The organism is Fontivita pretiosa, from assembly GCF_050410795.1.
In the GTDB taxonomy this organism is placed as follows: Bacteria; Planctomycetota; Phycisphaerae; order Tepidisphaerales; family Tepidisphaeraceae; genus Fontivita; species Fontivita pretiosa.
This window is the reverse complement of record NZ_CP191258.1, coordinates 4,546,781-4,570,693: the sequence shown is the minus strand read 5'-3', so window position 1 is coordinate 4,570,693 and position 23,913 is coordinate 4,546,781. Positions and strand designations below refer to the sequence as shown.

22 protein-coding genes are annotated in these 23,913 nt (G+C 64.2%); 7 read left to right on the top strand and 15 right to left on the bottom strand.

The window, feature by feature from the left end; translation table 11 throughout:
* Positions 1-140: 140 nt before the first annotated feature.
* Genes ACQS5P_RS18475 through ACQS5P_RS18460 form a run of 4 tightly spaced genes read left to right on the top strand, consistent with a single transcriptional unit; the run spans position 141 to position 4,051 of the window.
* Positions 141-1,130 (top strand): ABC transporter permease, encoded by a 990-nt coding sequence (locus ACQS5P_RS18475; RefSeq protein WP_428938096.1) that lies wholly within the window; start codon positions 141-143, stop codon positions 1,128-1,130.
* Complete coding sequence (locus ACQS5P_RS18470; protein ID WP_428938095.1) at positions 1,123-2,151, top strand: substrate-binding domain-containing protein; 1,029 nt, start codon at positions 1,123-1,125, stop codon at positions 2,149-2,151. The genes ACQS5P_RS18475 and ACQS5P_RS18470 overlap by 8 nt, the downstream gene beginning before the upstream one ends.
* A gap of 34 nt (positions 2,152-2,185) precedes the next feature.
* On the top strand, positions 2,186-2,506 hold the full coding sequence (locus ACQS5P_RS18465; RefSeq protein ID WP_428938094.1) for an L-rhamnose mutarotase: 321 nt from the start codon (positions 2,186-2,188) through the stop codon (positions 2,504-2,506).
* A 45-nt stretch (positions 2,507-2,551) separates the two neighbouring features.
* Positions 2,552-4,051 carry an alpha-N-arabinofuranosidase gene (locus ACQS5P_RS18460; RefSeq protein WP_428938093.1) on the top strand — a complete coding sequence of 500 codons (1,500 nt, stop codon included), beginning with the start codon at positions 2,552-2,554 and terminating at the stop codon, positions 4,049-4,051.
* 39 nt (positions 4,052-4,090) lie between these two features.
* On the opposite strand, the gene ACQS5P_RS18455 is transcribed toward ACQS5P_RS18460, so the two are convergent.
* The 15 genes from ACQS5P_RS18455 to ACQS5P_RS18385 form a co-directional block, all read right to left on the bottom strand.
* Entirely contained in the window at positions 4,091-4,840 is a 750-nt protein-coding gene (locus ACQS5P_RS18455) for an AAA family ATPase (protein ID WP_428938092.1), read from the bottom strand.
* A gap of 104 nt (positions 4,841-4,944) precedes the next feature.
* Positions 4,945-5,625 carry a hydrogenase nickel incorporation protein HypB gene (gene hypB / locus ACQS5P_RS18450; protein WP_428938091.1) on the bottom strand — a complete coding sequence of 227 codons (681 nt, stop codon included), beginning with the start codon at positions 5,623-5,625 and terminating at the stop codon, positions 4,945-4,947.
* A 39-nt stretch (positions 5,626-5,664) separates the two neighbouring features.
* Entirely contained in the window at positions 5,665-6,045 is a 381-nt protein-coding gene (locus ACQS5P_RS18445) for a hydrogenase maturation nickel metallochaperone HypA (RefSeq protein ID WP_428938090.1), read from the bottom strand.
* Positions 6,038-6,541, bottom strand: a complete 504-nt coding sequence (locus tag ACQS5P_RS18440; protein WP_428938089.1) for a hydrogenase maturation protease — start codon at positions 6,539-6,541, stop codon at positions 6,038-6,040. Before ACQS5P_RS18440 ends, ACQS5P_RS18445 begins: the two co-directional genes overlap by 8 nt.
* On the bottom strand, positions 6,522-7,946 hold the full coding sequence (locus ACQS5P_RS18435; protein WP_428938088.1) for a Ni/Fe hydrogenase subunit alpha: 1,425 nt from the start codon (positions 7,944-7,946) through the stop codon (positions 6,522-6,524). Before ACQS5P_RS18435 ends, ACQS5P_RS18440 begins: the two co-directional genes overlap by 20 nt.
* 58 nt (positions 7,947-8,004) lie before the next feature.
* Positions 8,005-8,562: an NADP oxidoreductase gene (locus ACQS5P_RS18430; protein ID WP_428938087.1), complete on the bottom strand. Its 558-nt coding sequence runs from the start codon at positions 8,560-8,562 to the stop codon at positions 8,005-8,007.
* 81 nt (positions 8,563-8,643) lie between these two features.
* Entirely contained in the window at positions 8,644-9,375 is a 732-nt protein-coding gene (gene hoxU / locus ACQS5P_RS18425; RefSeq protein ID WP_428938086.1) for a bidirectional hydrogenase complex protein HoxU, read from the bottom strand.
* Entirely contained in the window at positions 9,372-11,036 is a 1,665-nt protein-coding gene (nuoF, locus tag ACQS5P_RS18420) for an NADH-quinone oxidoreductase subunit NuoF (RefSeq protein WP_428938085.1), read from the bottom strand. The genes hoxU and nuoF overlap by 4 nt, the downstream gene beginning before the upstream one ends.
* 22 nt (positions 11,037-11,058) lie before the next feature.
* A complete protein-coding gene (gene hoxE, locus ACQS5P_RS18415) occupies positions 11,059-11,583 on the bottom strand; it encodes a bidirectional hydrogenase complex protein HoxE (RefSeq protein WP_428938084.1) in 525 nt (174 codons plus the stop codon).
* A gap of 21 nt (positions 11,584-11,604) precedes the next feature.
* The gene (locus ACQS5P_RS18410) at positions 11,605-12,234 is read right to left on the bottom strand and encodes a DUF6448 family protein (protein WP_428938083.1); all 630 of its coding nucleotides are present in this window, start codon (positions 12,232-12,234) and stop codon (positions 11,605-11,607) included.
* Positions 12,235-12,380: 146 nt separating this feature from the next.
* Entirely contained in the window at positions 12,381-13,472 is a 1,092-nt protein-coding gene (gene hypE / locus ACQS5P_RS18405) for a hydrogenase expression/formation protein HypE (RefSeq protein ID WP_428938082.1), read from the bottom strand.
* A complete protein-coding gene (hypD, locus tag ACQS5P_RS18400; RefSeq protein WP_428938081.1) occupies positions 13,469-14,614 on the bottom strand; it encodes a hydrogenase formation protein HypD in 1,146 nt (381 codons plus the stop codon). Before hypD ends, hypE begins: the two co-directional genes overlap by 4 nt.
* The gene (locus ACQS5P_RS18395; protein WP_428938080.1) at positions 14,611-14,871 is read right to left on the bottom strand and encodes a HypC/HybG/HupF family hydrogenase formation chaperone; all 261 of its coding nucleotides are present in this window, start codon (positions 14,869-14,871) and stop codon (positions 14,611-14,613) included. The genes hypD and ACQS5P_RS18395 overlap by 4 nt, the downstream gene beginning before the upstream one ends.
* 3 nt (positions 14,872-14,874) lie before the next feature.
* Complete coding sequence (hypF, locus tag ACQS5P_RS18390; RefSeq protein ID WP_428938079.1) at positions 14,875-17,301, bottom strand: carbamoyltransferase HypF; 2,427 nt, start codon at positions 17,299-17,301, stop codon at positions 14,875-14,877.
* A 170-nt stretch (positions 17,302-17,471) separates the two neighbouring features.
* Positions 17,472-17,684, bottom strand: coding sequence for a DUF4926 domain-containing protein (locus ACQS5P_RS18385; RefSeq protein ID WP_428938078.1), 213 nt, complete (start codon positions 17,682-17,684; stop codon positions 17,472-17,474).
* Positions 17,685-17,915: 231 nt separating this feature from the next.
* Between ACQS5P_RS18385 and ACQS5P_RS18380 the strand changes: the two genes are divergently transcribed.
* From ACQS5P_RS18380 to ACQS5P_RS18370, 3 genes are all read left to right on the top strand, one after another.
* On the top strand, positions 17,916-21,401 hold the full coding sequence (locus tag ACQS5P_RS18380) for a GH36-type glycosyl hydrolase domain-containing protein (protein ID WP_428938077.1): 3,486 nt from the start codon (positions 17,916-17,918) through the stop codon (positions 21,399-21,401).
* Between the two features lie 200 nt (positions 21,402-21,601).
* Positions 21,602-22,783 carry a LacI family DNA-binding transcriptional regulator gene (locus ACQS5P_RS18375; RefSeq protein WP_428938076.1) on the top strand — a complete coding sequence of 394 codons (1,182 nt, stop codon included), beginning with the start codon at positions 21,602-21,604 and terminating at the stop codon, positions 22,781-22,783.
* Between the two features lie 89 nt (positions 22,784-22,872).
* Positions 22,873-23,850, top strand: coding sequence for a prepilin-type N-terminal cleavage/methylation domain-containing protein (locus tag ACQS5P_RS18370; protein WP_428938075.1), 978 nt, complete (start codon positions 22,873-22,875; stop codon positions 23,848-23,850).
* The last annotated feature ends 63 nt before the right edge of the window (positions 23,851-23,913 follow it).

The following is a 23,913-nucleotide window of genomic DNA, read 5'->3' as shown; positions in this document are numbered from 1 at the left end:
ATGCCCCACCGCATCACGCACGTCCCGTCCGTGCCGAGTGCTTTTGGAATCGGCAAGCATAGTGTCCCCCACTTCGCGCGCGCCTGGCCCGCCCGGGACGGGCGTGATACGGCAGACGTGCCGGTCAGGGAGGAGTGCGAGTGAAGCTTCTGCTGCGCATGGTCAAGCAGCCCGAGACGATGACCTTTGTCCTGCTGCTGGTGGCGCTGGGAGTCGGCTCCAGTATGTCGCCGTACTTCCTCGACGCCGAGTACCTGCTGGACAAGACCTCGTCGTACATTCCCGTGGGCTTCATGGCGCTGGCGATGACGTTTGTCATCATCGCGGCCCAGATCGACCTGTCCGTCGCATCCGGCTCGCTTCTCACCGCTGTCATCTCGGCGTGGGTTTACTCGCGGGGCGTGCCGATGCCGTTCGTGATGGTTCTGGCGCTGTTGATCGGGCTGGGGCTTGGGCTGTTCAATGGCGTGCTGGTGGCATACCTGAAACTGCCGTCGCTGGTCGTGACGCTGGGCACGCTGGCGTTATACCGGGGTCTGGCCCAGGGGTGGATCGGCGACGGAAGGATCAGCGGGTTTCCGCAGTGGTTCGTGGGAATCGACTACGTGAAGCTTGGGATCGTTCCCCTGCCGCTGATCATCCTGCTGATCATCGCCGCGGCACTGGCGCTGATCCTCACGCGCAGCACCTTTGGGCGGAAGGTGTTCGCGCTGGGCACGAATGAATCGGCCACCCGCTACAGCGCCATCGACGTGGCGCGGGTGAAGCTGGGGGTGTTCGCGCTGTCGGGCCTGAGCATGGGGGCGGCGGCGCTGGTACAAATGTCGCAGATTCGCACCATCGACCAGAAGCAGTTCCGCTCGGACGAGCTGCTGGCGATCACGGCGGTGGTGCTTGGGGGCAGCAGCATCTTCGGGGGTCGCGGCAGCATCCTGGGGACCGTGCTGGCCCTGCTGCTGCTGGTCGTCGTGCGCAGCGCCATGGGCGTGGCCAACGTGCGCGTGGAGAACCAACTGGCCATTATCGGCAGCATGCTGGTTGCTTCCGTGCTGCTGTCGGATATCTTCAGTCGGATCAATCTGAGGGCACCCAAACCAATCGGGATCGATCCGGGAGCATCGAATGCGTAACACAGTTGCGGCGCTGCTGCTGAGCGTGTGGTTGTTGCTGTCGATCGGATGTGATACAGGCACGGGAACCGCCGGCTCCTCCGGTTCGGCAGGCTCAACCATCCAGATCGTCTACATTCCCAAGAACACGGGCAATCCCTATTTCGATCCGCTGATCGAAGGGATCAGGAAAGCCTGTGAGGAAAACGGCGCGGTCTTCTCAACGGTGGCGCCCGATTCGGCCGACGCCACCAGCCAGATACCGCTGATCAAGGATCAGATTCAGCGTGGCGTCAGTGCAATCACGATTTCGCCGAACTCTCCGGATGCGCTCAACCCGGTCCTTGAGGAGGCTCGCTCCAAAGGGATCAGGATCGTGACGGTGGATTCGGACCTGACCGGCAATGAGCAGTACCGCGACGTGGGCGTGCTGACGGTCGATCCGCAGACTGTTGGCGAAAGCCAGATCGAGCTGATGGGGTCGCTGATCGGCTACAAGGGCAAGTTCGCCATCCTCAGCGCCACCACCGATGCCCCCAACCAGAACCGCTGGATCGAGGTGATGAAGCAGACGCTTCAGTCCAACCCGAAATACAAGGACATGCAGCTCGTCGAGATCGTCTACGGCAACGACGAGCCGGCCAAGAGCCTGACTGAGGCCGAGGCGCTGCTGACCAAGTACCCGGACCTGGCGGGAATCATCGCGCCGACAACGGTTGGGGTCGCGGCGGCGGCGCAGGCGGTGGAGACGGCGAAAAAGGCCGATCAGGTGAAAGTCACCGGCCTGGGCACGCCCAACCAGATGCGCCGGTTCATCAAGAACGGGACGGTCAAGGCCTTTGCGCTGTGGAGCCCGTACGATGAAGGTTACCTGTCGGGTTATGTTGCCTGTCTGCTGGCGACGGGCAAGCTCTCGCCGGCGCCAGGGGTGAAGTTCATCGCCGGCTCGCTGGGCGAGCGCCAGATCCGCGAGAAGAATGTCGTGATCACCGGCCCGCCCGTTACCTTCACGGCAGACAACATTGACCAGTACAACTTCTGACACTCCACATGTGTAGCCGGCGATGGAGGAACTCATGCAACGCGTCTGTTTTCTGCTTCGCGTCAGACCGGACAAAATCGAGCAGTACAAAAAGGCCCATCAGAACGTCTGGCCGGAAATGAAAGCGGCTTTGACCAGACACGGCTGGCACAACTATTCGCTGTTTCTGGCGCCCGACGGACTGCTCGTCGGCTACGTCGAGACTCCGGATTTCCAGAAAGCCGTGGCTGGCATGCAGACCGAAGAGGTGAACACGCGCTGGCAAAAGGCAATGGCGGAGTTTTTCGAACCTCTCAAGACCGGCGCGGCCGACACGTCGCTGGTGACTCTCGAGCAGGTATTTCATCTACCCTGATTCTGTCCCCGGCGCCTCGGTACAGGCACGGGGGCAAGTGCAACCATGAGCAAACTGATCATCAACACCGACCTGGGCAGGCAGAAGATCTCCCGCCACATCTATGGGCACTTCGCTGAACACCTTGGACGATGCGTGTACGAGGGCGTCTGGGTGGGCGAAGATTCGCCCATCCCCAACACCCGCGGCATCCGCAACGACGTCGTCCAGGCGCTGCGAAAGCTGAACATGCCGAACCTGCGCTGGCCGGGCGGGTGTTTTGCGGACACCTATCACTGGCGGCACGGGGTCGGTCCGCGACAGCAGCGCGCCAGCATCATCAATGTGCACTGGGGCGGAGTCTGCGAGAACAACCACTTCGGCACGCATGAGTTCTTCGACCTGTGCGAGATGCTCTCGACTCCGGCCGGGCGATGCGAGCCGTACATCTGCGGCAACGTCGGCTCGGGAACGGTGCAGGAGATGGCCGAGTGGCTGGAGTACATCACGATGCCCGGCGACAGCCCGATGGCCAGACTGCGACGTCTGCACGGGCGCGATCAGCCCTGGGATGTGACCTTCTGGGCGGTGGGCAACGAGAACTGGGGCTGCGGCGGGCACATGACCGCTCAGCAGTACGCCTGGGAATACCGCCGATATCAGACTTACTGCCGTCATTTCGGCGGTCGTGACAGGCGGCTGTACAAGGTCGCCTGCGGGTACGACGACGCATGGAACGAAGTCCTGGTGCGCGAGTGCCACCGCTTCATGGACGGCATCAGCATCCACCACTACAGCCTTCCAACCATTCAATGGAGCGCAAAGAAAGGCTCGGCGACAAAGTTTTCAGTGGAGGAATGGGCCAGCACGCTGCGGGCGGCGTACAACGTCGAGCCTATGCTGGCGCGCACCGCCGCCATCCTTGACCGCCACGACTCTCTGCACCGCATCGGCATCGTGCTGGATGAATGGGGAACCTGGTACGACGTCGAACCCGGAACCGAGCCGGGCTTCCTCTATCAGCAGAACACCATCCGCGACGCTCTGGTGGCCGGGCTGACGCTCAACATCCTCAACACATGGTCCCATCGCGTGCACATGGCCAACATCGCGCAGACGATCAACGTCCTTCAGGCGATGGTGCTGACGGATCGGGAGAAGATGCTCCTCACGCCCACGTACCATGTGTTCGAGATGTACAAGTCGCACCAGGACGCGACGCTGCTGCCTTCGCATCTGGAGTGCGATGATTACACGCTGGGTGCTCACACGATGCCGCAGATCAGCGCCTCGGCGTCGCGCGATGAGCACGGGCGGATGCACATCTCGCTGTGCAATGTCCATCACGAGAAGCCGGTGGAGCTGACGTGCGAGCTGCGCGGCGGCGCGTCGGCGCCGGCCGTCGCCGCCGGGCGCATCCTCGCGGCGGCGACGATGAACGCGCACAACACGTTTGAGAATCCCGATGCGGTGAAGCCGGCCCGGTTCACAGCCTTCAAGACTCACGGCGCGACCGTCACCATCGCGTTGCCGCCGCGGTCGGTGGTCGTGCTGGATATTGAATAGCCGTCAAAGAGGGAGTCGTCGCGTGTTGCACGCTCGGCTTCAGGGGCTTCTGCGTGCCGGCACGCTGTGCTTGACCAGCGTCACGAGCATCTGGACCATGGCCGGCATCTCGACGGCGGCGGTGTTGATGGTCAGCGTGAACGTCTCCGGAGAGAGCGTCAGCCCGGGCCAGAAATGCCGGTAGAACAGGATCCGGTTGCGTTCCAGCTCGCGGATGCGCTCCGCGGCCTGCTCGGTCGTGAGCTGGTATTGCCTGGCTATGAACTCAATGCGTTTCTCGAGCGGCGCAACCAGGCGAAGGTGAATGCCCCCGGGCATGTTGCGGGTGATGAACACTCCGCCGCGGCCGACGATGATCACCCGCCCGGCCTGCGCCAGGGCGCGGATCGTCTGCACCACTCGAGCATAGATCTTGGCGTCGTCGGCGTGCCGAACCTCATCGCTCAGCGACAGCGATTCCAGAAAGTCTCTGATCCACGAGTGCCCGCGATCTTCCAATTCATCGATCAACCTGGCCGAAAGGCGAAGGTCGGCGGCGACCTTCTCGATCAGCTCGCGATCCCAGCAGGTCCAGGGGCGATCGCCGGGCAGCTCGGCATTCAGCGCATCGGCGAGCTGATGCGCCAGCGTCAAGGCGCCGGCGCCCGGCTGGCGGCTGATGGTGATGAACGGCTCAGGGGGCGGCGGCGGTTCGGTCACGTCGGTGACTGTCTTGGCCGGAACCGGCACCGAACGCAAAGCTCCGAGGATCGGACGCACATGTTCCTCGATCAGGACCTCGCGCGGCATGCAGCACCCTCCCAACTGCCCGGTCTAATGCTACTACGAACTTCCGGCCAACTGGGTGCGACTGGCGTGGCAGTGACGATCCGGAGACCACTTGAAAGTGAGACTCACTTCACGAACGCGCCGCCCGCTGCACCGCGACGCGCTCGATAGCGGCGCAACACCCACTGATGCCACAGTTCCATCCCCACCCCATTTTTGGCTGACAGTTGAATTACTTCCGCCGTGGGCTTGAGGTGCTTCACGTCCGCCAGAAACAGCTCCACATCGAACGGCACGTGCGGCAGAAGGTCGATCTTGCCCAGCAACAGCAGATCGGCTTCGGACACCAGATACGGATGTTTGGCTGCCTTGTCGTCGCCGTCGCTGACGGCAAACATGCCGACCTTCACGTCCTGTCCCAGATCAAATCCGACCGGGCAGATGAGATTGCCCACGTTTTCGATGAACAACACATCGATCGAGGACAGATCCAGCTTCGCGATCGCCTGACGAACGTGATGCGCCTCCAGGTGGCAGCCCTTGCCGGTGTTGATCTGCACGACCTGCGGACAGAATTGCGCCAGGCGATCGGCATCGCGCTGTGTGGCCAGATCCCCCACCACCACGGCGCATCGCAGCTCCGAGCTGAGCAGAGGAATCGTCGCCTCCAGCAGCGCCGTCTTGCCGCAGCCGGGCGCGCCGATGAGGTCGAGTGTGAACACCCCGGCCTTCAGCAGAGTCTCACGATTGATCGCCGCGATCTCGTCGTTGAGCTTCAAGACGTTTTCGACAACCGTGACTTTCATGGAATCACCCTCAACATCGAATGTCCGATGCCAGTCGCGTCACTTGCCACTCGGGATCGGGCGCGTGCCCCTGGCGATCTCCTGCGGCTCCTGCACTTCGATCGACACCAGGCGCAGCTCATCGCAATCGACCGGGTAGGGACGGTCGCAGCCGCAGGCGCACGGCGTCCACAGGTCGGACGCGCTGAAGCGCAACCCGCACGCCGGACACCGCAGCGTCCAGGGCGTCAGCTCAAGATGCAGGCAACAGCGCTCCGCATCGGTGCCGGCGACGGTGGCGCGCCAGGCGAGCTGCATCGCATCGGGATCGATGCCGCGCATCGGACCGGCGACGACGTGCACCGCCGTCAGCACTCCCCCGCCCGGCACGTGTCGCCGCGCAAGTTCCAGGATCGAGGATGCGATCGACAGCTCATGCATTGGCCTCGACCTTCACTCCCAATCCCCCGCCGCCGTCGCCGAAGACCAGCTCACACACGCGCCTGGCCGCCACCTCGCACGCCTGCTGCACCACGGCGGAAAGCCGCTGCCCGATGCCAAAATCCGTTCCGCCGATGGCGAGCAAGTGTGCCGGCGGGCACCGTCCAAAGACCCGGCCCGCCAGCGCCAGCAATCGTGAAGCATCCAATACGTGGGTCATGGAAGCCCCGTGCGACGCGGCCGGCTCGATCGTACTCAGGCACAACTCGCCCGGCGGCAGATCGGCGGCGGCGTCGATGAAAATCACCTGCCCGGCGCGGCTCACCGGCGCCGCCAGCTCCGGCGTGAGCTGATGAACCACCAGCACAGCGGCCCGGTCGGGGCCGATCATCCGGCTGACCCGCTCGGCAACGACCCAGCCGGCGGCATCGTCGCTTCGCAGCGGATTGCCGCAGCCGATCACCAGCGTCGGCACCTCAATTCCGGTACTGCTCATCCAGCACCTGTCCCGATGCCGAAACGAGCTGCACGTGCAGCGGCATCTGCCCGACCGCGTGCGTCGCGCAGCTCAGGCACGGATCGTAGCAACGGATCAGCGCCTCGACCCGGTTGAGCATCCCTTCGCGAAGGCGTGCTCCGTCGACGAATCGCTGTGCCACCTGGAGCACGCCTCGATTCATCGCCAGGTTGTTGTGGCCTGTCGCGATGATCATATTCGCCCAGGTGATCAGTCCGTTGTCATCGACCCTGTAATGATGGATCAGCGTTCCGCGCGGCGCCTCGGCCACGCCGATCCCTTCGTCGGCGTTGACCCTGGCCAGCGCCCGCACATGCTGATCCAGAACCTTCGGATCGTCCAGAAGCTGCGCAATCCGTTCAGTACAGTAGATGATCTCGATCAGCCGCGCGTAGTGATAGTGAAACGAACTGAGCACCACGCCGCGGTGCATCTCGCGGAACTCGGCCCATTCCTGGTCGGCCACCGGCGTGCCGCAGTGATCGATGATGTTCAGTCGCGCCAGCGGCCCCACGCGGTAGATTCCCTCTGGATACCCCTTGCTTCGCAGGTAAGGGAACTTCATGTACGAGAACGGCTCGACCGCCTCGCCAATGATCTCCTGGTATCGCTCCGGCGGGATCATGTCCTGGACAATCTGGCCGCGCGAATCGCAGATTCGCAGCAGGCCGTCGTAGTGTTCCAGCCCGCCTTTGGGCGTGACCAGCCCCATGAACCACGTCGGAAAGCTGCCGAAGCTGCGAGCTTCCTCGCTGAATTGATCGAGGCTGCGCTTGAACCAGGTGATGGTCCGCCGGCCGATCTCCAGCGCCTCGGGCAGCAAGCCGCGAATCCTGTCGCGTTTTTCGGCGGTGAGCGGCTCATTGACTCCACCGGGAACCGTCCATGCAGGATGAATCCGCTTTCCGCCGAGGATTTCGATGATGGTCTGTCCGATCTGCCGCAGGCGAATGCCGTCGCGGGCAAGCTCGGGGTTCTGTTCCAGCACGCCGAAGATGTTGCGCCTGGCCGGGTCGGCGTCCATGCCCATCAGCAGGTCGGGCGAGGAAAGGTGAAAGAAGCTGAGCGCATGCGACTGGATGATTTGCGCCAGATTCATCACCCGCCGCAACATCTCCGCGGTGCGCGGAATCTTCACCGCCAGCAACTGGTCGCACGCCTTGCTCGCCGCCATCAGGTGGCTCACCGGGCAGATTCCGCAGGTGCGGGCCATCAGCGAAGGCATCTCCGAAAGCGGGCGCCCCTCGCAGAACTTTTCGAACCCGCGGAACTGCGTGACGTGGAACATCGCATCTTTGACGTTGCCGTCATCGCCGAGCCGAAGGGTGATTTTCGCGTGCCCCTCGATGCGGGTTACCGGATCGATCACGATCTCACGAGACATAATTGCCAATCCTTCTGAGCGAGCCGGTCGCCGAAACAACCAGGCCGCTGTTGATCTGTCATCTTCCAAACCGCGTCAGTTTCGCAACGTCGGGTTTCTTTGCCTCCAGCAGATCCTTCAGCACGGCCCAGATCGCGTCCGCGGGCGGCGGACAGCCGGGCACGAACAGGTCCACCTTCACGACTTCGTGGATCGGACGAACCCGCTCCAGCAGCTTCGGCAGATGCGCCGTGGGATATTGCGGCCGCATCTGCACGTTCTCCTGGTAGGCGCGCTTCATTGTCGGCTCGACGCCGATCGGATTGCGCATCCCCGGCACGTTGCTGGTCACCGCGCAATCCCCCAGCGCGATCAGCAGCTTCGTGTGCGCCCGGATCTTGCGGATCTTGACGATGTCCTCGTCGGTGGAGACGGCCCCTTCGACAAGGGTCAGATCCACCATGTCCGGAAAGATCTTGTTGTCCACCAGCGGGCTGTAGACCAGCTTGATCCTGTCCGCCAGCTCGATCAGCCGCTGGTCGATGTCCAGAAACGACATGTGGCACCCCGAGCAGCCGTCGAGCCACACGGTTGCCACCTTGACTTTCGCGTTGCTGTTGCCGTTGTTGTCACTCATCGGTTGTGTTCAGTTGTCGCGCGGAATACTCGGTTTCTCATCCGGCGCAACGGGCGCGCGGACCCGTTTGCCAATCGATGGTCAGTCACGTTCCCCCCGCATCAGGGTCAGGTAGGACAGGAACTGCCCGCGCTTGGCCATTTCCGCCACGGCTGTGCCTTTTTCGCTGAGCGCGCCGGTGGGGCAGACGTGCACGCACTTGCCGCAGCGGGTGCAGCTCACGCTTTCGCCCCACGGCTGGTTCAGGTCGGTGATCACCGCCGCGTCGATGCCCCGTTTCATCACGTCCCAGGTGTGCGCGCCTTCGATTTCGTCGCAGACCCGCACGCAGCGAGTGCACAGGATGCAGCGGTTGTCGTCCTGCCGGAACATCTCGTGCGAGCTGTCCACCTGGAACAGTGGATAGCGATACGGCATGTTGATATGCGTGATCCCCAGCTTCTGCGCCATCGCCTGAAGCTCGCACAGTCCATTGCTCACGCACACGCTGCACACGTGGTTCCGCTCGCTGAACATCAGCTCCACCACCATCCGGCGATACTTCGCCAGCCGGGGGGAATTGGTGATCACCTCCATTCCCTCGGCCACGCGCGTCACGCACGCGGGCAGCAGCTTGGGCGTGCCCTTGACCTCGACCAGGCACAGCCGGCAGGCGCCCCAGCCCGACAGCCCTTCCAGAAAGCACATCGTCGGGATGTCGATGTTGTTCTGTCGCGCCACCGCAAGGATCGTCTCATCGGCGCGGGCGCTGACGTCCTTGTCGTCGATCTTTAGCGTCACCACCTGCACGCGGTTGGACATCGTCGGTTTCATGCTTTCACCTCCTGAGCCTCAGCGCGCCCTTCCACCTGCGATCCGCTCTGCTCACTCGCCGCCAGCAGCTCGTTGTATTCATTGCGGAAATACTTCAGCGTCGTCAGCACAGGGTTGGGAGCGCTCTGCCCCAGTCCGCACAGGCTGGTGTGCTTGACCATGTCGCACAACTCTTCCAGAAGCTCCAGGTCACGGGCGGTGGCGCGTTTCTTCACGAATTTGTCGAGCAGGTCAAGCATCTGCGCGGTGCCCACCCGGCAGGGAACGCACTTGCCGCAGCTCTCGTCCTTGCAGAACTCCATGAAGAACCGGGCCACGTCCACCATCGAGCTGGTCTCGTCCATCACGATCATTCCCCCGGACCCCATGATCGAGCCGACTTTCGCCAGTGACTCGTAATCCACGGGCATGTCCAGGAACTGCTCGGGAATGCAGCCACCGGACGGCCCGCCGGTCTGTACCGCCTTGAACTTCTTGCCCTCGGGGATTCCGCCGCCGATTTCGTAGATGATCTGTCGCAGCGTCATGCCCATCGGCACTTCGATCAGCCCGGTGTTGTTCACTCGCCCCGCCAGCGCGAACACCTTGGTCCCCTTGCTCTTTTCGGTGCCGATGCTGGCGAACCATTCCGGGCCGTTGCGGATGATCGGCGGGACGTTGGCGAAGGTCTCGACGTTATTGATCAGCGTCGGACAGCCCCACAGCCCGCGCTCGGCCGGAAACGGCGGGCGCGGACGGGGCTGGCCTCGCTTACCCTCGATCGACGCGATCAGCGCCGTCTCCTCGCCGCACACGAACGCTCCGGCCCCCAGCCTCACGTCCACCGTGAAGCTGAACGGCGTGCCGAAAATGCTGTTGCCCAGCAACCCCAGACGGTCCGCCTGCCGGATCGCCGTCTTCAACCGCTTCACCGCCAGCGGATACTCCGCCCGGACATAGATGTAACCCTGCTTTGCCCCCACCGCGTACGCCGCGATCGCCATGCCCTCCAGCACCCGATGAGGATCGCTCTCCAGTACGCTGCGGTCCATGAACGCGCCCGGGTCGCCTTCGTCGGCGTTGCAGATCACGTACTTTCCCTGCGAGCCGTCGGCCTTGTAGACCGTGCTCCACTTCAGCCCCGTCGGGAATCCCGCCCCGCCTCGACCACGAAGCCCGCTTCGCGTGATCTGCTCGATCACCTCCTCCGGCTCCATCGTCGTCAGCGCCCAGTGCAGCGCTTCGTATCCCCCGGCGGCGATGTACTCCTCGATCCGCTCGGGGTCGATGCTCCCACAGTTCTCCAGCACGATCTTCTTCTGCGACTTGAAGAACGGACGATCCGTCGGACAGATCAGCCGCTGCACCGGCTCGGCCTCCAGCGATGAGACGATCTCCGGCACGTCCCGATCGCTGACCCCCTGGTACATCACTGAAGGCTTGTCCTTCGATTCGATGTTCACCAGCGGCCCTTCCGAGCACAGCCCCAGGCACCCCACCCCGCGCACCTGGCAGTGCCGCTCCAGACCCCGCCGCCCGATCTCCTTCTCCAGCGCCTCCTTGACCAGATCCGAGCGCGACGACAGACATCCCGCCGCCACGCAGACATTGAGGCTGTGCCGATACTGGGCTCTGGCCTCCTGCTCGATTACTGCGATTTTGGTTAGTTCCTCGGCTGTCATTGGTAGATTCCGTCAGTCATGATTACCCTGCCGCCTTCGCCGCTTCCGGTTGCGACATCCAGTTCTCGATGCGCTTGAGCATTTCCGCCCGATCGACTTTGCCGACGACATTGCCGTCAAAGACGACCGCCGGCGCGATGCCGCACGAGCCGACGCATCGCGCCGTCAGCAGCGACAGCTTGTTGTCCGCCGTCGTCTGCCCCGGGCGGATCCCGTAGCGCTCCGCCACCGCTTCCAGCAGCAAGGGCGCCCCCTTGATGTAGCAGGCCGTGCCCATGCACACGACGCAGTTGTGCTGGCCCTGCGGCTTGAGCGTGAAGAACTGGTAGAACGTCGCCACGCCGTAGACCTTGCTCAGGGGCAGGTTCAGCGCGGCCGCCAGGTATCTCATCGCCGTCTCGTCCAGATATCCGAACGATTCCTGCACCGTGTGCAGAGACTCGATCAGGGCGTGCGGTTGCGCGCCGTGGCGACGCACCGTCGCCTCCACCAGCCGCCAGCGCTTGTCATCGCTGGGCAGCGGCACCTTTTTGGTTTGTAATGGCATGTCACTCCTCGTTGGCGGGTATCAGTGATGATGAGCCGTGCCGGTCTGCGGCGCCGCCGGCTCCTGGCCGCGCGCCGACGCCAGTCGCTCAATCTGTTCGATGTAATGGATGTAATCCACGTAAGCCGCCACGTACGCTCGGCCGGCCTCCACGCTCTGGTTCATTCGCTGCGCCGCCTCGCGCACGCGATGATGCCGCTGCTGCACCCCGGCGCGGATCTGCTCGCTGAGCAGCTTGATCACCGCTTCGGCGTCGCCGGTTTCCAGCGCTCGGTCGGCAGCGGCCAGAGCGGGCGTCAGGCCATATCCGGCAGGCTTAAGCCCCGTGTACGGCTCGCCCTCCCCGGCGCGGTGCAGCCGCACCAGCGTCTCCAGGAAATACGCATCCGCCAGCTCCCGGGCCGTCGCGTCAAGTCCGCGCACGGCTCGCGCCCGCTGAAACGCGGCACGCAGCTCCTCTTCGTGTTCAGGCCGTACCCACTTCAGCACCGGCGTCAGATCGCCGTCCTGAAGGGCCGCACGTCCGGCAACGACGACCGGACCGTCCATCGTGTCGCAATGCGCCCACAGGTACGCCGCCGCCGACAGACACAGAACCATCCCCATCAGGGCGCCGGTGATTGTCCGGCGGCCACACATCGCAGCTCTCATGGCCGACCTCCCCCGGTCACTTGCGCGACCGGCCAAACATCAGCCTCAGCACCACCGCCAGGCCCATCGCAACACCCAGCGCCAGTCCAAAGGTGATCCACATCGGGTCGTTATGCGCCAACATGCACATCATGCACCTCCTGTTCTCAGCAGATCCGCGGCAACTGCTCGCCATACGGCTTCTGCACGATTCGTCGTCCCCCAATTGCCGTTTTCAGCTCACAGATTCCGTCCCGCGCGTCTTCGACGCGGCCGATCACGCTCGCCTGCCGACCCAGCGGATCCTCGCGCAGCGCGTTCAGCGTCGGCTCGATCCCCTCGGGACGCACAACGATCACGACCTTTCCCTCATTGGCGACTTCGAGCACGTCCAACCCGAGCATCTCGGCAGCGTGCAGGGTCTGCGGCTGCACCGGAATCGCGTCTTCCTCGAGCGTGATGTGGTAGCCGCTGCGCGCCGCCAGCTCCGCAGCCACCGATGCAAGGCCGCCGCGGGTCGGATCGCGCATGAACACGACCTGGGGCACGCGGCGAAGCAGCCGCGAGATCATCCGGTTCAGCGGCGCCACGTCGCTGCGCAACGCGCTTTGAGCTTCGGGCATTTCCCGCGCCAGCATCACCGCCAGCCCGTGATCCGCGATCGGACCGCTGAGGATGATCGCATCGGCGGGTCTGATCTGGTCCGGATGCAGTCGCCGAACCGTCAGCATCCGCCCCACGCCCGCGGTCGTGATGTACATGCCGTCGGCCTGGCCTCGCCCCACCACCTTCGTATCGCCTGTGACAATGTTCACCTGCGCTTCCTTGGCGGTCTGCCGGATGGATTCCAGAACCTGTTCCAGAATCGCCTTCTCCAGCCCTTCGGCCAGAATCAGGCTCAGTGCCATCGCCACCGGTTCGGCGCCGCAGACCGCCAGGTCGTTGACCGTTCCGCTGACGGCCAGGCGGCCGATGTCCCCGCCGGGGAAGACCAGCGGCTGCACGACGTAGCTGTCGATGGTCAGTGCGGTGCGAGTACCTGCGGCGTCCTGCACAATTCCGCTGTCCAGCAGATCGTTCAGGACGCTGTTGCCCAGTCGAGGCAGAACGAACTGCCCGATCAGCTCGTCGGTGAGTTGTCCGCCGCCGCCGTGTGCCAGCATGATGCGTGATTCGCGCCGGTGGCGCGCGTCGCGCATCGCGCCGGCGCGGCCGCTCGACGAAGCTTGAGGCACACTGCCGGATGGTGCGTCTGTCATGTTCCCACCTCCGCAAGCGCCGCAGGCGCATCCTCCCCCGGCCTGTTCGCTCGCCCATTACCCTGACGGTGGTATTTGAACCACGCCTGGCACGTGCCCTCGGAACTGACCATGCAGGGGCCGACGGGATACACCGGCGTGCAAACCTTGCCGAAGAGCTTGCAGTCGCCGGGGGCGCAGCGCCCGGTGATCACGTCGCCACAGCGACATCCTGGCGGCTCGGGTGCTTCGACGCTTTGAAGCTGATATCGCACGCGCGCGTCGAACAGCGCATATCGCGACCGAAGTTTCAGCCCGCTTTGCGGCAACGTTCCCAGCGCTCGCCAGGTCACATCGCACGGCTCAAACACCTGCTCGATCAGCTTCATCGCCAGACGATTGCCCGATGCCGTCACCGCCTGCGGATACTGGTTTTCCAGCCTGGGCTGGGCCGCGGCAACAAGCTCGGCCAGCCGCGCCATGGCCTCAGCGATCTGCCAGTCCTCGAAGCCCGCGACCACGCAAGGCAGCGCGTAGTCCCGCACGATGCACGCGAACGCTTCGGAGCCGGTGATCACCGACACATGCCCGGGACACAAAAACCCGTCCAGCTTCGTTTTGCCTGAATCCAGCAGCGCCCGCATCGCCGGTACGACCAGCTTGTGGCTGGCCAGAACGGTGAAGTTGGTCAGTCCAAGGCGTTCGGCTTCGAGAATGGCGGCGGCGGTTGCGGGGGCGGTGGTCTCGAATCCCACCGCCGCGAACACGACCTGACGCGGGCGGATCTGCTCGGCCAGCTTCACCGCGTCCAGCGCGCTGTATACCACGTGCACATCAGCGCCCTCGGAGCGCGCCAGCTCCAGCGATCCGCCGGCTCCGGTCACCCGCATCATGTCTCCGTAGGTGCACAGCGACACATCCGGCCGCATCCCCAGCTCGATGAGCTGATCGATGTCTCCCTGCGAGGTCACGCACACCGGGCAACCCGGGCCGCTGACCAGGTGCACGTTCGCCGGCATCAGACTGTGAAGCCCGCTGCGAAAGGCGTTGACCGTGTGCGTGCCGCAGACTTCCATGATGCGGATGTCTCTGCCGAGCGACTGCGCCGCGACTCGCAGCCGACGGATCGCTTCGGAACACCGCTGCCGCCGTGAATCGGTCATGGTCGCACTTCCTTCTGGCCGCCGCTGTGCGGGCTGCTGCCTTCCAGTCGCTGCAAGTCATCCAGAATCTGCCAGGTCTGACGAACCTGCTCCTCGTCGAGGCGCTGGATGGCAAAGCCGGCGTGAACCAGCACCCAGTCGCCGGGGATCGCCTGCGGCAACAGCAGCGTGCTGATCTGCACGCGATTGCCATGCAGGTCGGCCAGTGCTGTGGTTCCCGATCGGCTCACGATCTTTGCCGGTACCGCCAGGCACATGGGTCAGGCTCCTTTCCTTCTCTGCACCGTTGCGGCCGCGGCGACAGCAGCCTGCCCCAGCGACAGCCCGCCGTCGTTCGCAGGCACGCGGCGGTGCCGCAGCACCCGCATCCCGCCCGCTTCCAGCAGCGCGGTGATCTGCCTGGTGAGCATGACGTTGCAGAACACCCCGCCGCTCAGGCCAATCGTGCGGATCCCGCTACGTTGGGCTGCCTCCAGCGCAGCGGTCGCCAGCGCCCGGGCCAGCGTCTCGTGAAACAGCAGCGCAAGCTGCTCGGAGCCGGCGACGACGCCGCCAGCGCAGCCGGACTCGGCCATCAAACGGATCAGCCGTGACAGGTCGATCACGCGGTGCTGGCCGTCGGTTCGCAGCTCGAACATCGGTTCGTCCGCGGGCCACGAGCGCGCCCGACAAGCCGGGCCGGTCGAACGGCTGCTGGCGGCGCGGTGGGCGGCGGCCTCCAGTGCCAAGCCGGCCTGGGCCTCGAAGTGGTTATGCTGGCAGATCCCCAGAAGCGCCGCGACGCCGTCGAACACTCGCCCGGCCCCGCTGCTGGTGGCGCAGCAGACATTGTCGCGGATCATTCGGCAGAGCATCGCGCGGCGGGCATCATCAGGCACGAGCATGCGTGCGGCCGGGTGTTCCGCAAAGTCGTCGCCGAACGCCTGATACAGCAGCGCCAGCCCGCAGCGGGCCGTATCGCGCGCCGCAGCATCCCCGCCCGGCAGACGCAGCGGGCGCAGGTGCGCCACGCGTTCAAAGTCGAGCAGGTCCGCGGCCAGGATCTCCCCGCCCCAGATCGTCCCGTCGCTGCCGTAGCCCGTGCCGTCGCACACGACGGCCAGAATGCGATCGGCGATGCCGTGCTCGGCCAGCAGCGCTGCCGCGTGCGCGTGGTGATGCTGCACCGGTATCACCTGCGGCACATTCAGCACCTCCGCCAGGTTCTTCGCCCGCGCCGTGCTGAGATACGCCGGATGCAGGTCGTGCGCGATCCAGTCGACGCGGTCGCCGATCTCGAACAGATGGCGGAAGTCTTCGACGGCGCGATCGAACGCCTCCAGCGCCAGAGGATGCGAAAGATCTCCCAGATGTTGGCTGAGGACTGCCGATCGACCGCGCACCACGGCGATGGTGTTCTTCAGTTCTCCTCCGACGCAGATGCCGTTGGTGTCCTGATCCCCTGCGGGCAGCTCGATGGCGCCGGGCACAAACCCCCGGGCGCGGCGGATGAAAATCGGCTGACCGCTGGCCACGTCCGCGACAACCGAATCATCTACGCCGCGCTGGATCGGGCGATCATGCCAGAGGATCGCGTCGCACATGCGGCCGAGGCGACGGATCGCATCGCTGTTGCTGATAACCAGCGGCTCGTCGCTGTCGTTGCCGCTGGTCATGACCAGGGGCATGGGCAAACGTCGAAGCAGCAGATGGTGGATGGGGGTATAGGGCAGCATCACGCCCAGGCGATGCTGCGACGGCGCGACGGCATCGGCGACGACCGAGTCGCCCGGCACGCGTCGCGGCGCCAGCACAATCGGCGCCGCGGGCGAGGTCAACATCTTCACCGCTTCTTCGGACAGATGCACCAGCTCCCGCGCCGCCTGGACGGACCGAACCATCAGCGCGAAGGGCTTGTGGTCGCGGTGCTTGAGCTGCCGCAACCGCGCGACGGCCTGCCGGCTGTCGGCGCGTACCGCCAGGTGAAACCCGCCAATCCCCTTGATCGCCAGGATCCTGCCTTCGACAAGCATGCGTCGCGCCAGGCGGATGGGGTCGCCGGCCATCGGTTGGCCGGTGGGATCGACCAGTTCCAACCGCGGGCCGCAGGCGTGGCAGGCGATGGGTTGGGCATGGAAACGCCGGTCGGCCGGGTCGGTGTACTCGGCATGGCATCGACTGCACATGCTGAACCCGGCCATGGTCGTGTTGCAGCGGTCGTAGGGAATGCGCACGACGATGGAGAATCGCGGGCCACAGTCGGTGCAATTGGTCAGCCCGTAGCGGTAGCGGCGTCGGTCGCGACGGTTGCGGATATCATGCAGGCACTGGGCGCAGATCGCCGCGTCAACCGTGACATCGGCGTGGCGCGACGACTCGGCGGCCGCAGAGCAGCTATCGATGATGCGAAAACCGGGCCGATGCTCCGTATTGCTGTCAAAGCAGACGGGCAACGAGGTTCGGCGGATTGATCGCACCACCGCCAGCGAAGGCATCTGCTCGCAGAGTTTGCGATGGAAATCCTCCAGGGCATCGGGGTCTGCCTGACACTCGACAACCACGCCGGTGGCGTCGTTGCGAACAAACCCGCTCAGCCCCAGGGACGTGGCCAGGCGATACACGAATGGCCGAAAGCCAACGCCTTGCACCTGGCCGGTGATGATCCATCGGCAACGGGCGAGGGGTCGGGATTCGCAGCCAAGGGGCATGGCGTCAAACAGAGGACTACTTACTCCTGTATTAACGTAGAGATTTCTGCGTTGCGGTCAACAGCCCCAAGGCCTGAATCTGGATTTTTCGTCGCTGGCGCAGCGCGGCACCGGTTACTTGTGCCGCCGCGAAGACACGGTTGACTGGGTTACCGACGGCCCCGGACGAATTACGACGGCTCGTCTTGCAGCTCGAGTTGCCGCGGAGGCAGCAGGCAGCGGGCGGGAAGCCCGGATTGGTTGGTCTGGAACTCGACTTCGTAGGAGTCGTCGGGAGCAAACCAGATACTGCGCACGACTCCGACATCGCCGCGGTGCAGAGATAGCTCAGGCACGTCGGCGGTCAATCGCACGCGATCATCCACATGAGGTTTGCGCATCATCAGGGATCACTCCGTTCCCAAGATCTTTCAGGTCCGATGATAGGCCAGTCTTCCTGATTTATCAAGATTTGCCAATCCCCTGAACAGGTGCGGTGGCCGACGCGTCACGAACGGGAAATTTGCTGGTTTTCTTTCGCCGCGGCCCGTATTCTCCAACACGTCTGCCCGGGCGTCGGCGATGGTTCCGGCGCCTTTGCGCCGGGACAAGCGCCTGCTGTGATAAACAAACTGATGCCCATCGAACGCATCGACCTCATCGACGAAACGACCTTCCCGTTGCACGTTCTGCCGGCCGGAAACGGATTGAGCCTCAAGGCACTGGCGGGTGGATGGCTGTACGCCATCGAGCAGCAGCGTGATGGGATTCTGATCAACCAGCATCTGGGCAGCCCGGTGGCAGGATCGGTGCATCGACTGTATGTACGACGACTGGATGCACTGGGCGCAGTAATCGATTACGTGCAGATCATCGGCCCGCAGCACGCCGGTCAGTTCGCTGCCGCCGCCGATCGCCTGCTCTGGAGCGGCGACGGTCATTCGCTTCGCTACGTCTGCACCGCCTGGGTGCATCCCAGCGGCCAAGCCTGGTTCTTCCATCTCCAAATCACCAACTGCTGCGATCAGCCCATCCATTGTGATGCGATCCTGGTGCAGGACTTGGCCCTGGCCTCACGCGCCCAGGCACGCAACAACCCGCTGTACACCTCGCACTATCTGGATCACCTGGCGATGGAACATCCCCAGGTCGGGTATGTGCTGATGACGCGGCAGAACCTTGCACAGGCGGGACAGAAACACCCCTGGCTGCTTCAAGGGTGCCTGCCGGCCGCGCGGGGATTTACGACCGACGGCTTCGACTTCTTCGGCGCGGCTCACCGCGGCCAGGCGCCGCCCCAGGCTTTGGCCAAGCCGCTTATTGGGCAGCGCGTTCGACAATACGAGACCGCGTTCACGGCGATTCAGTCTTCCGGACTGACCATCGAGCCGGGAAGCTCGCAGCAGATCAGCTTCTTCGCATACTATCTGTCCAACCATCCGGATCGATCCACTGCCGCCGACCTGCAACGGCTCGAACATGTGCAACAGATGCACCGGGACATGCTCCAGGTGTTGGCGACGCCAGTGGAGCTGATCCGCCCGAGCTGGCCCGGGACTGTGTTCCAGACCGCCGGAGCCTTCAGCGGCGAGGAGTTATCCGTCGGACAGCTTGCCGAACTGTTCCCCGAGCCCTGCCGGCATCGCGAATCGCTCGATGGAAAGGCGGCCTCGTTTTTCTATGGCCAGGATTCGCGTCATGTCGTGCTGAAGGCCAAGGAACTGTCGGTGGCCCGTCCGCACGGACACATTCTGCGCGCCGGACGAGGTTGGTTTCCAGACTCGGAATTGACGTCGGTGACGTGTTACGCGGCCGGCGGATTCGCGTCGCAGTTGACGCTGGGCAATGCGAGTCTGGCCAAGCTGCTGTCAACGCAGCGTGATCCGCTGGAGCTGATCAGGTCCAACGGGCTGCGGATCTTCGTCCGCCGCCAGAGCGATCCGGCCGGCAACTGGCAGTTGCTGACGGTGCCGTCGGCCTTCGAGATGGCGTTGAACCAGTGCCGCTGGATCTACCGCCACGGCAGCGACCTGCTGACGGTGAGCTGCATCGCCCGGGAGGATGATCCGGCAATCACGTACCAGATTCGCAACGCCGGCGGGCCAGTGGAGTTGCTGGTGTGTGGCGAGATTGCCGCCGGCTCGGAGGAGTATGAAGACCGACCACGGCTGATGCTGGATCGACAGCGGGCGCGAATCACCATCCGCCCGGGCGAAAAGTCGCTTGTGGGCAAGCGTCAGCCGAATCTGGTGTTTCACGTGGTCAGCGGCGATGCCGACGTGATTTGCGGGATCGGGGCCGATGAGCTGCTGTTCCCCGATCGCCAGCGACGGGCACTGCCCTACTTCACGATCCAGACCCGACCCACGAACCGGTTCAGCTTCAGCGTTGTGGGCGCGATTGACGACCCGAATCGAGCCGAGCAGTTGTGCCAACTGTATGGGACGGTTGCTTCAACTGACGCGCAGCCCGCCTTCGAGCCCGCCGGGCGTTTCTGGAGCGCCCTGACCCGCAACACGCGGCTGAGCCTGCCGGACCAGCCAAGCATCGCTGCGCTGAACGATTGCCTGCCGTGGTTCGCACGCGATGCGATGATCCACCTGGCCACGCCTCGCGGGCTGGAGCAGACCAACGGCGGCGCCTGGGGCGTGCGAGACGTCTGCCAGGGACCGGTCGAGTTCCTGCTGGCTCATGACCAGCCTCAGGTCGTAGCCGACATTCTCCGCAAAGTCTTCTCGCAGCAGTATCGGCATCGTCACGACTGGCCGCAGTGGTTCATGTTTCGGCCTTTTGAGCAGATCCAATCCACGCATTGCCACGGGGACGTGCTGATCTGGCCGCTGAAGGCGTTGTGCGATTACCTGGAACACACCAACGATCCTTCGCTGCTGCATGAGCGATTACCGTATACCGACGAACAGACCTTTGGGCCAACCGACGACGCTGAGACGCTGCTGGAACACACCGATCGCCTGCTGAATCGGATGTGCCAGCAGTTTCTTCCAGGGGTGAATCTGCCGCGATTTGGTGACGGCGACTGGGACGATTCGCTTCAGCCGGCCGACCCGAGCCTGCGTGATCGCATGGTCAGCGCCTGGACCGCCGCGCTGATGTATCAGACGCTGAGGCGATTCGCTCTGGCGATGAATCACTTCGGGCAGTCGCGGCGTGCCGCCGCCGCCACCGACATCGCCGACGCCATCGAGCAGGACTTTCAGCGACACCTGATGCCCGACGGCGTGGTGGCCGGGTTCGCCATCTTCGATCTGGCCACACATCCGGCACGCCCACTGGAATATTTGCTTCATCCGTCGGATCGTCGAACCGGGCTTCGCTATCGGCTGATTCCCATGACCCGCGGCATTCTCAGCGGGATCTTTACGCCTGCCCAGGCGCAGCGGCACATGGAGCTGCTTCGCGAGCACCTGGTCTGTCCCGACGGCGCCCGGCTCATGGACCGGCCCAGCGTCTACCAGGGCGGCCTGGAGCGAACGTTCCGCAGGTCTGAATCAGCGGCGTTCTTCGGACGCGAGATCGGACTTCAGTACGTGCATGCCCATCTGCGGTATGCCGAGGCGATGGCCGCCATCGGTCAAGCTCAGGAGTTGTGGCACGCGCTGCTGGTGGTGAATCCCATTGCCGTCACCGGGATCGTCCCCAACGCCGCGCCCAGACAACGAAACTGCTACTTCAGCAGTTCCGACGCCGCGTTTTTCGATCGCTACCAGGCGTCCAGAGAGTACGAGAAGGTCCGCCGCGGTGAAATCCGCGTCGAGGGCGGGTGGCGAATCTACTCCAGCGGGCCGGGGATCTACACCAGCATCGTTTTCCGCCAACTGTTGGGTCTGCGGCGGCATTACGGGCAACTCGAGTTCGATCCGGTCCTGCCGGCGGAATTGGACGGTGCAACCTGCGAACTGACTTACCAGACAATCCCGCTCCGCTACGTCTTCAGGGTCAGTGGTAACGGCGCCGGCGCGCAGCGAGTGCGGGTCAATGGCGCGGAGTTGAAGACCCGGCGAGTGGAGAACAAGTATCGCCCCGGGGGACTGCGTGCCGGGCAGGCGGAGTTCCACGCCCTGTTGAAACACGCTGAAAACGTGGTAGAGATCGAGTTGTAGCGCCCCGGGGGCGCGGGGCGTGTGCGACTTGGACTCGCCGGGCAGTGGAGTCGATCGAGCCGCGTCTAACCCATCAGTCATCAGGTAATTTACACGTTCACATGGCGGCGGCCGGCAAATTTCCCCGCTTTTTTGCTTGACAAGCTTGGCTGACGGGGCCATCATGTAAGCGGTTACACGACCGGATTTCCGGGCAAATCATGACCGACACCGCTCCGCCCATCCAGGTTCGTACCCCCGCGACGCTGTACGATGTGAGTCGGCTGTCTGGTGCGTCCATCGCCACCGTCTCGCGCGTCTTCAGTGGCAAGGCCCGGGTCAGCGAGGAAACCCGCCGGCGGGTACTGGAAGCGGCACAGCGGCTTTCTTACGAGCCCAGCCACGCCGCACGGGCACTGGCGGGACGTCGCACCCACACGCTGGGGGCGATTTTCCCCGAGATCGCCAGCGGCTTTTATGCCGATGTGCTGGCCGGGATCGACGAAGTCGCCGCTGAAAGCGGTTTCGACGTGCTCGCCAGCTTCGTCGGAAAACGCCGCAGTCGTCCGGAGCTGGTCAAACGCCTGCTCCGCCAGGGGCGCGTGGACGCCCTGATCATCCTCAACCTGGAAAACAGCAGCGACCTGAAGCCCGAGGCCGTTGATCGCCTGCCCATCATACTGATTGACCGCGAAATCAGCGGCTCCAGCCTGCCGGTGGTGGGCATGGACAACGTCGCCGGCGCCGAGGCCATGATCGAACACCTCTTCGAGCAGGGTCATCGGCGGATCGCGATCCTCACCGGCCCGAAGGGAAACTACGACTCGGATCAGCGGCTGCTCGGTTGCCAGCGGGCGTTCAGCCGGCTGGGACTGACGCTTGATCCCAAACTGATCTGGACCGGCGCGTTCACCGTCGCCAGCGGCTCGCGAGCGGCTCGCGAGATGCTCGATTCCGGCCAGCCCCTGCCCGATGCGATCTTCTGCTTCAACGACCAGATGGCCATCGGGATGCTCAGCGAGCTTCAGCGGGCCGGGCTGTCGGTGCCCGGGGATGTGGCGCTGGCGGGGTATGACAACGTGGAAGCGGCGGCGCACCTGTCGCTGACCAGCGTCGCCTGCCCGATGCGATTGATGGGCCAGGTTGCGGCGCGCTGGGCGGTGGATCTGATCACGCGCCACGAGCGCCCATCGGGACACCGGCTTCAGGTGCGGCTGGTGGTGCGGAACTCGTCGGCCGGGAAACACGCCGGCCAGCTTCTGCCCGGCGCGGCAGTCGATCCGCAGACGCTCGCGGAAGCCTCAACGCACTGGCGAGGCAGCGAGAACGATGGGGGAAATGGCAATGGCAACGGCAGCGGCGGCCAGCGTGACACGGCCGGTGCCGCTCCGGCCGCCGGTTGAGTCGCATCGCCGCGTCGCTTGAGTCTGCGGCGACTGAACCGGCAAGGTTGTCCCAAGATGCGTGTCCTGTTGCAGCGGAGGAACCCGCGATGCCCGCAAAAGTCAGAACATCTGGTCAACCGCGATCCCCCGACCGTCGGAGCCGCGCAACGCCGGGCGCGGGGTTCACCCTCGTCGAGCTGCTGGTGGTCATCGGCATCATCGCCGTGCTGATCAGCGTTCTTCTGCCCGCGCTCAACCGCGCTCGCGAAAACGGCTATCAGATCAAGTGCATGGCCAACCTGCGCCAGATCGGCACGGCGCTGTTCATCTATGCCGGGGAGAACAAGGGAAGCCTGCCGATCGGGCTGGTCATGGATGGCTTTGTCACCTACAACGGCGGTGTTCAGACTACCTATCGCGGCGACAGTATGGATTGGACCACGCTGTTGATGAAGATCCTCAGCCGTCAGGCCAGCGGCGCCTACAAGGATCAGCAGGCGGTCAGCGCCGGCAGCGGTGGCGTGCGCGAGGTCTTCCTTTGCCCGTCGGTGTACCTGCCGAGCAAGGTTCCCTCAGCGGCGATCACACACTACTCGTCGCATCCGCGGCTGATGCCCGACCTGCGCACGTTCGACTACTACTTCCTGCCCACCGGCAAGCCTCAGACGATGCGACCGTACAAGCTGGCCAGGGTCAAACGGCCCGCCGAAATCGCCGCCATTTTCGAGGGCACGATCGAGCCTCTGGGTCATTCGGGCGGGTACATGGCGCACTCGACGTGCGATGCCCTGGACAACAACCGGCAGGTCAAAAAGCCTTACCTCACGGATGACTATTCGCTGGATCCGGCACTGAACCCGAACCAGCCGATCGATATGAACTCCGGTATCCCGGCCTGGAACGAGGCCAAGGACCTGAACCGGGATACAACCAACAACGCCGGCAACGTTCGCTTCCGCCACAAGAACGACACGCAGACCAACTGCCTGATGCTGGATGGGCACGTGCAGGCGTTCACGCTGAACAAGTCAAGCAAGAAGCCGGACCTGCTGCGGAAGAACATCTACGTGACCCCGCCGCAGTGATGCGCTGATATCGTCTGTGCCGCCGGGAAGCGGTAGACCCGTGCCCGGACAGCGCGATCCGGA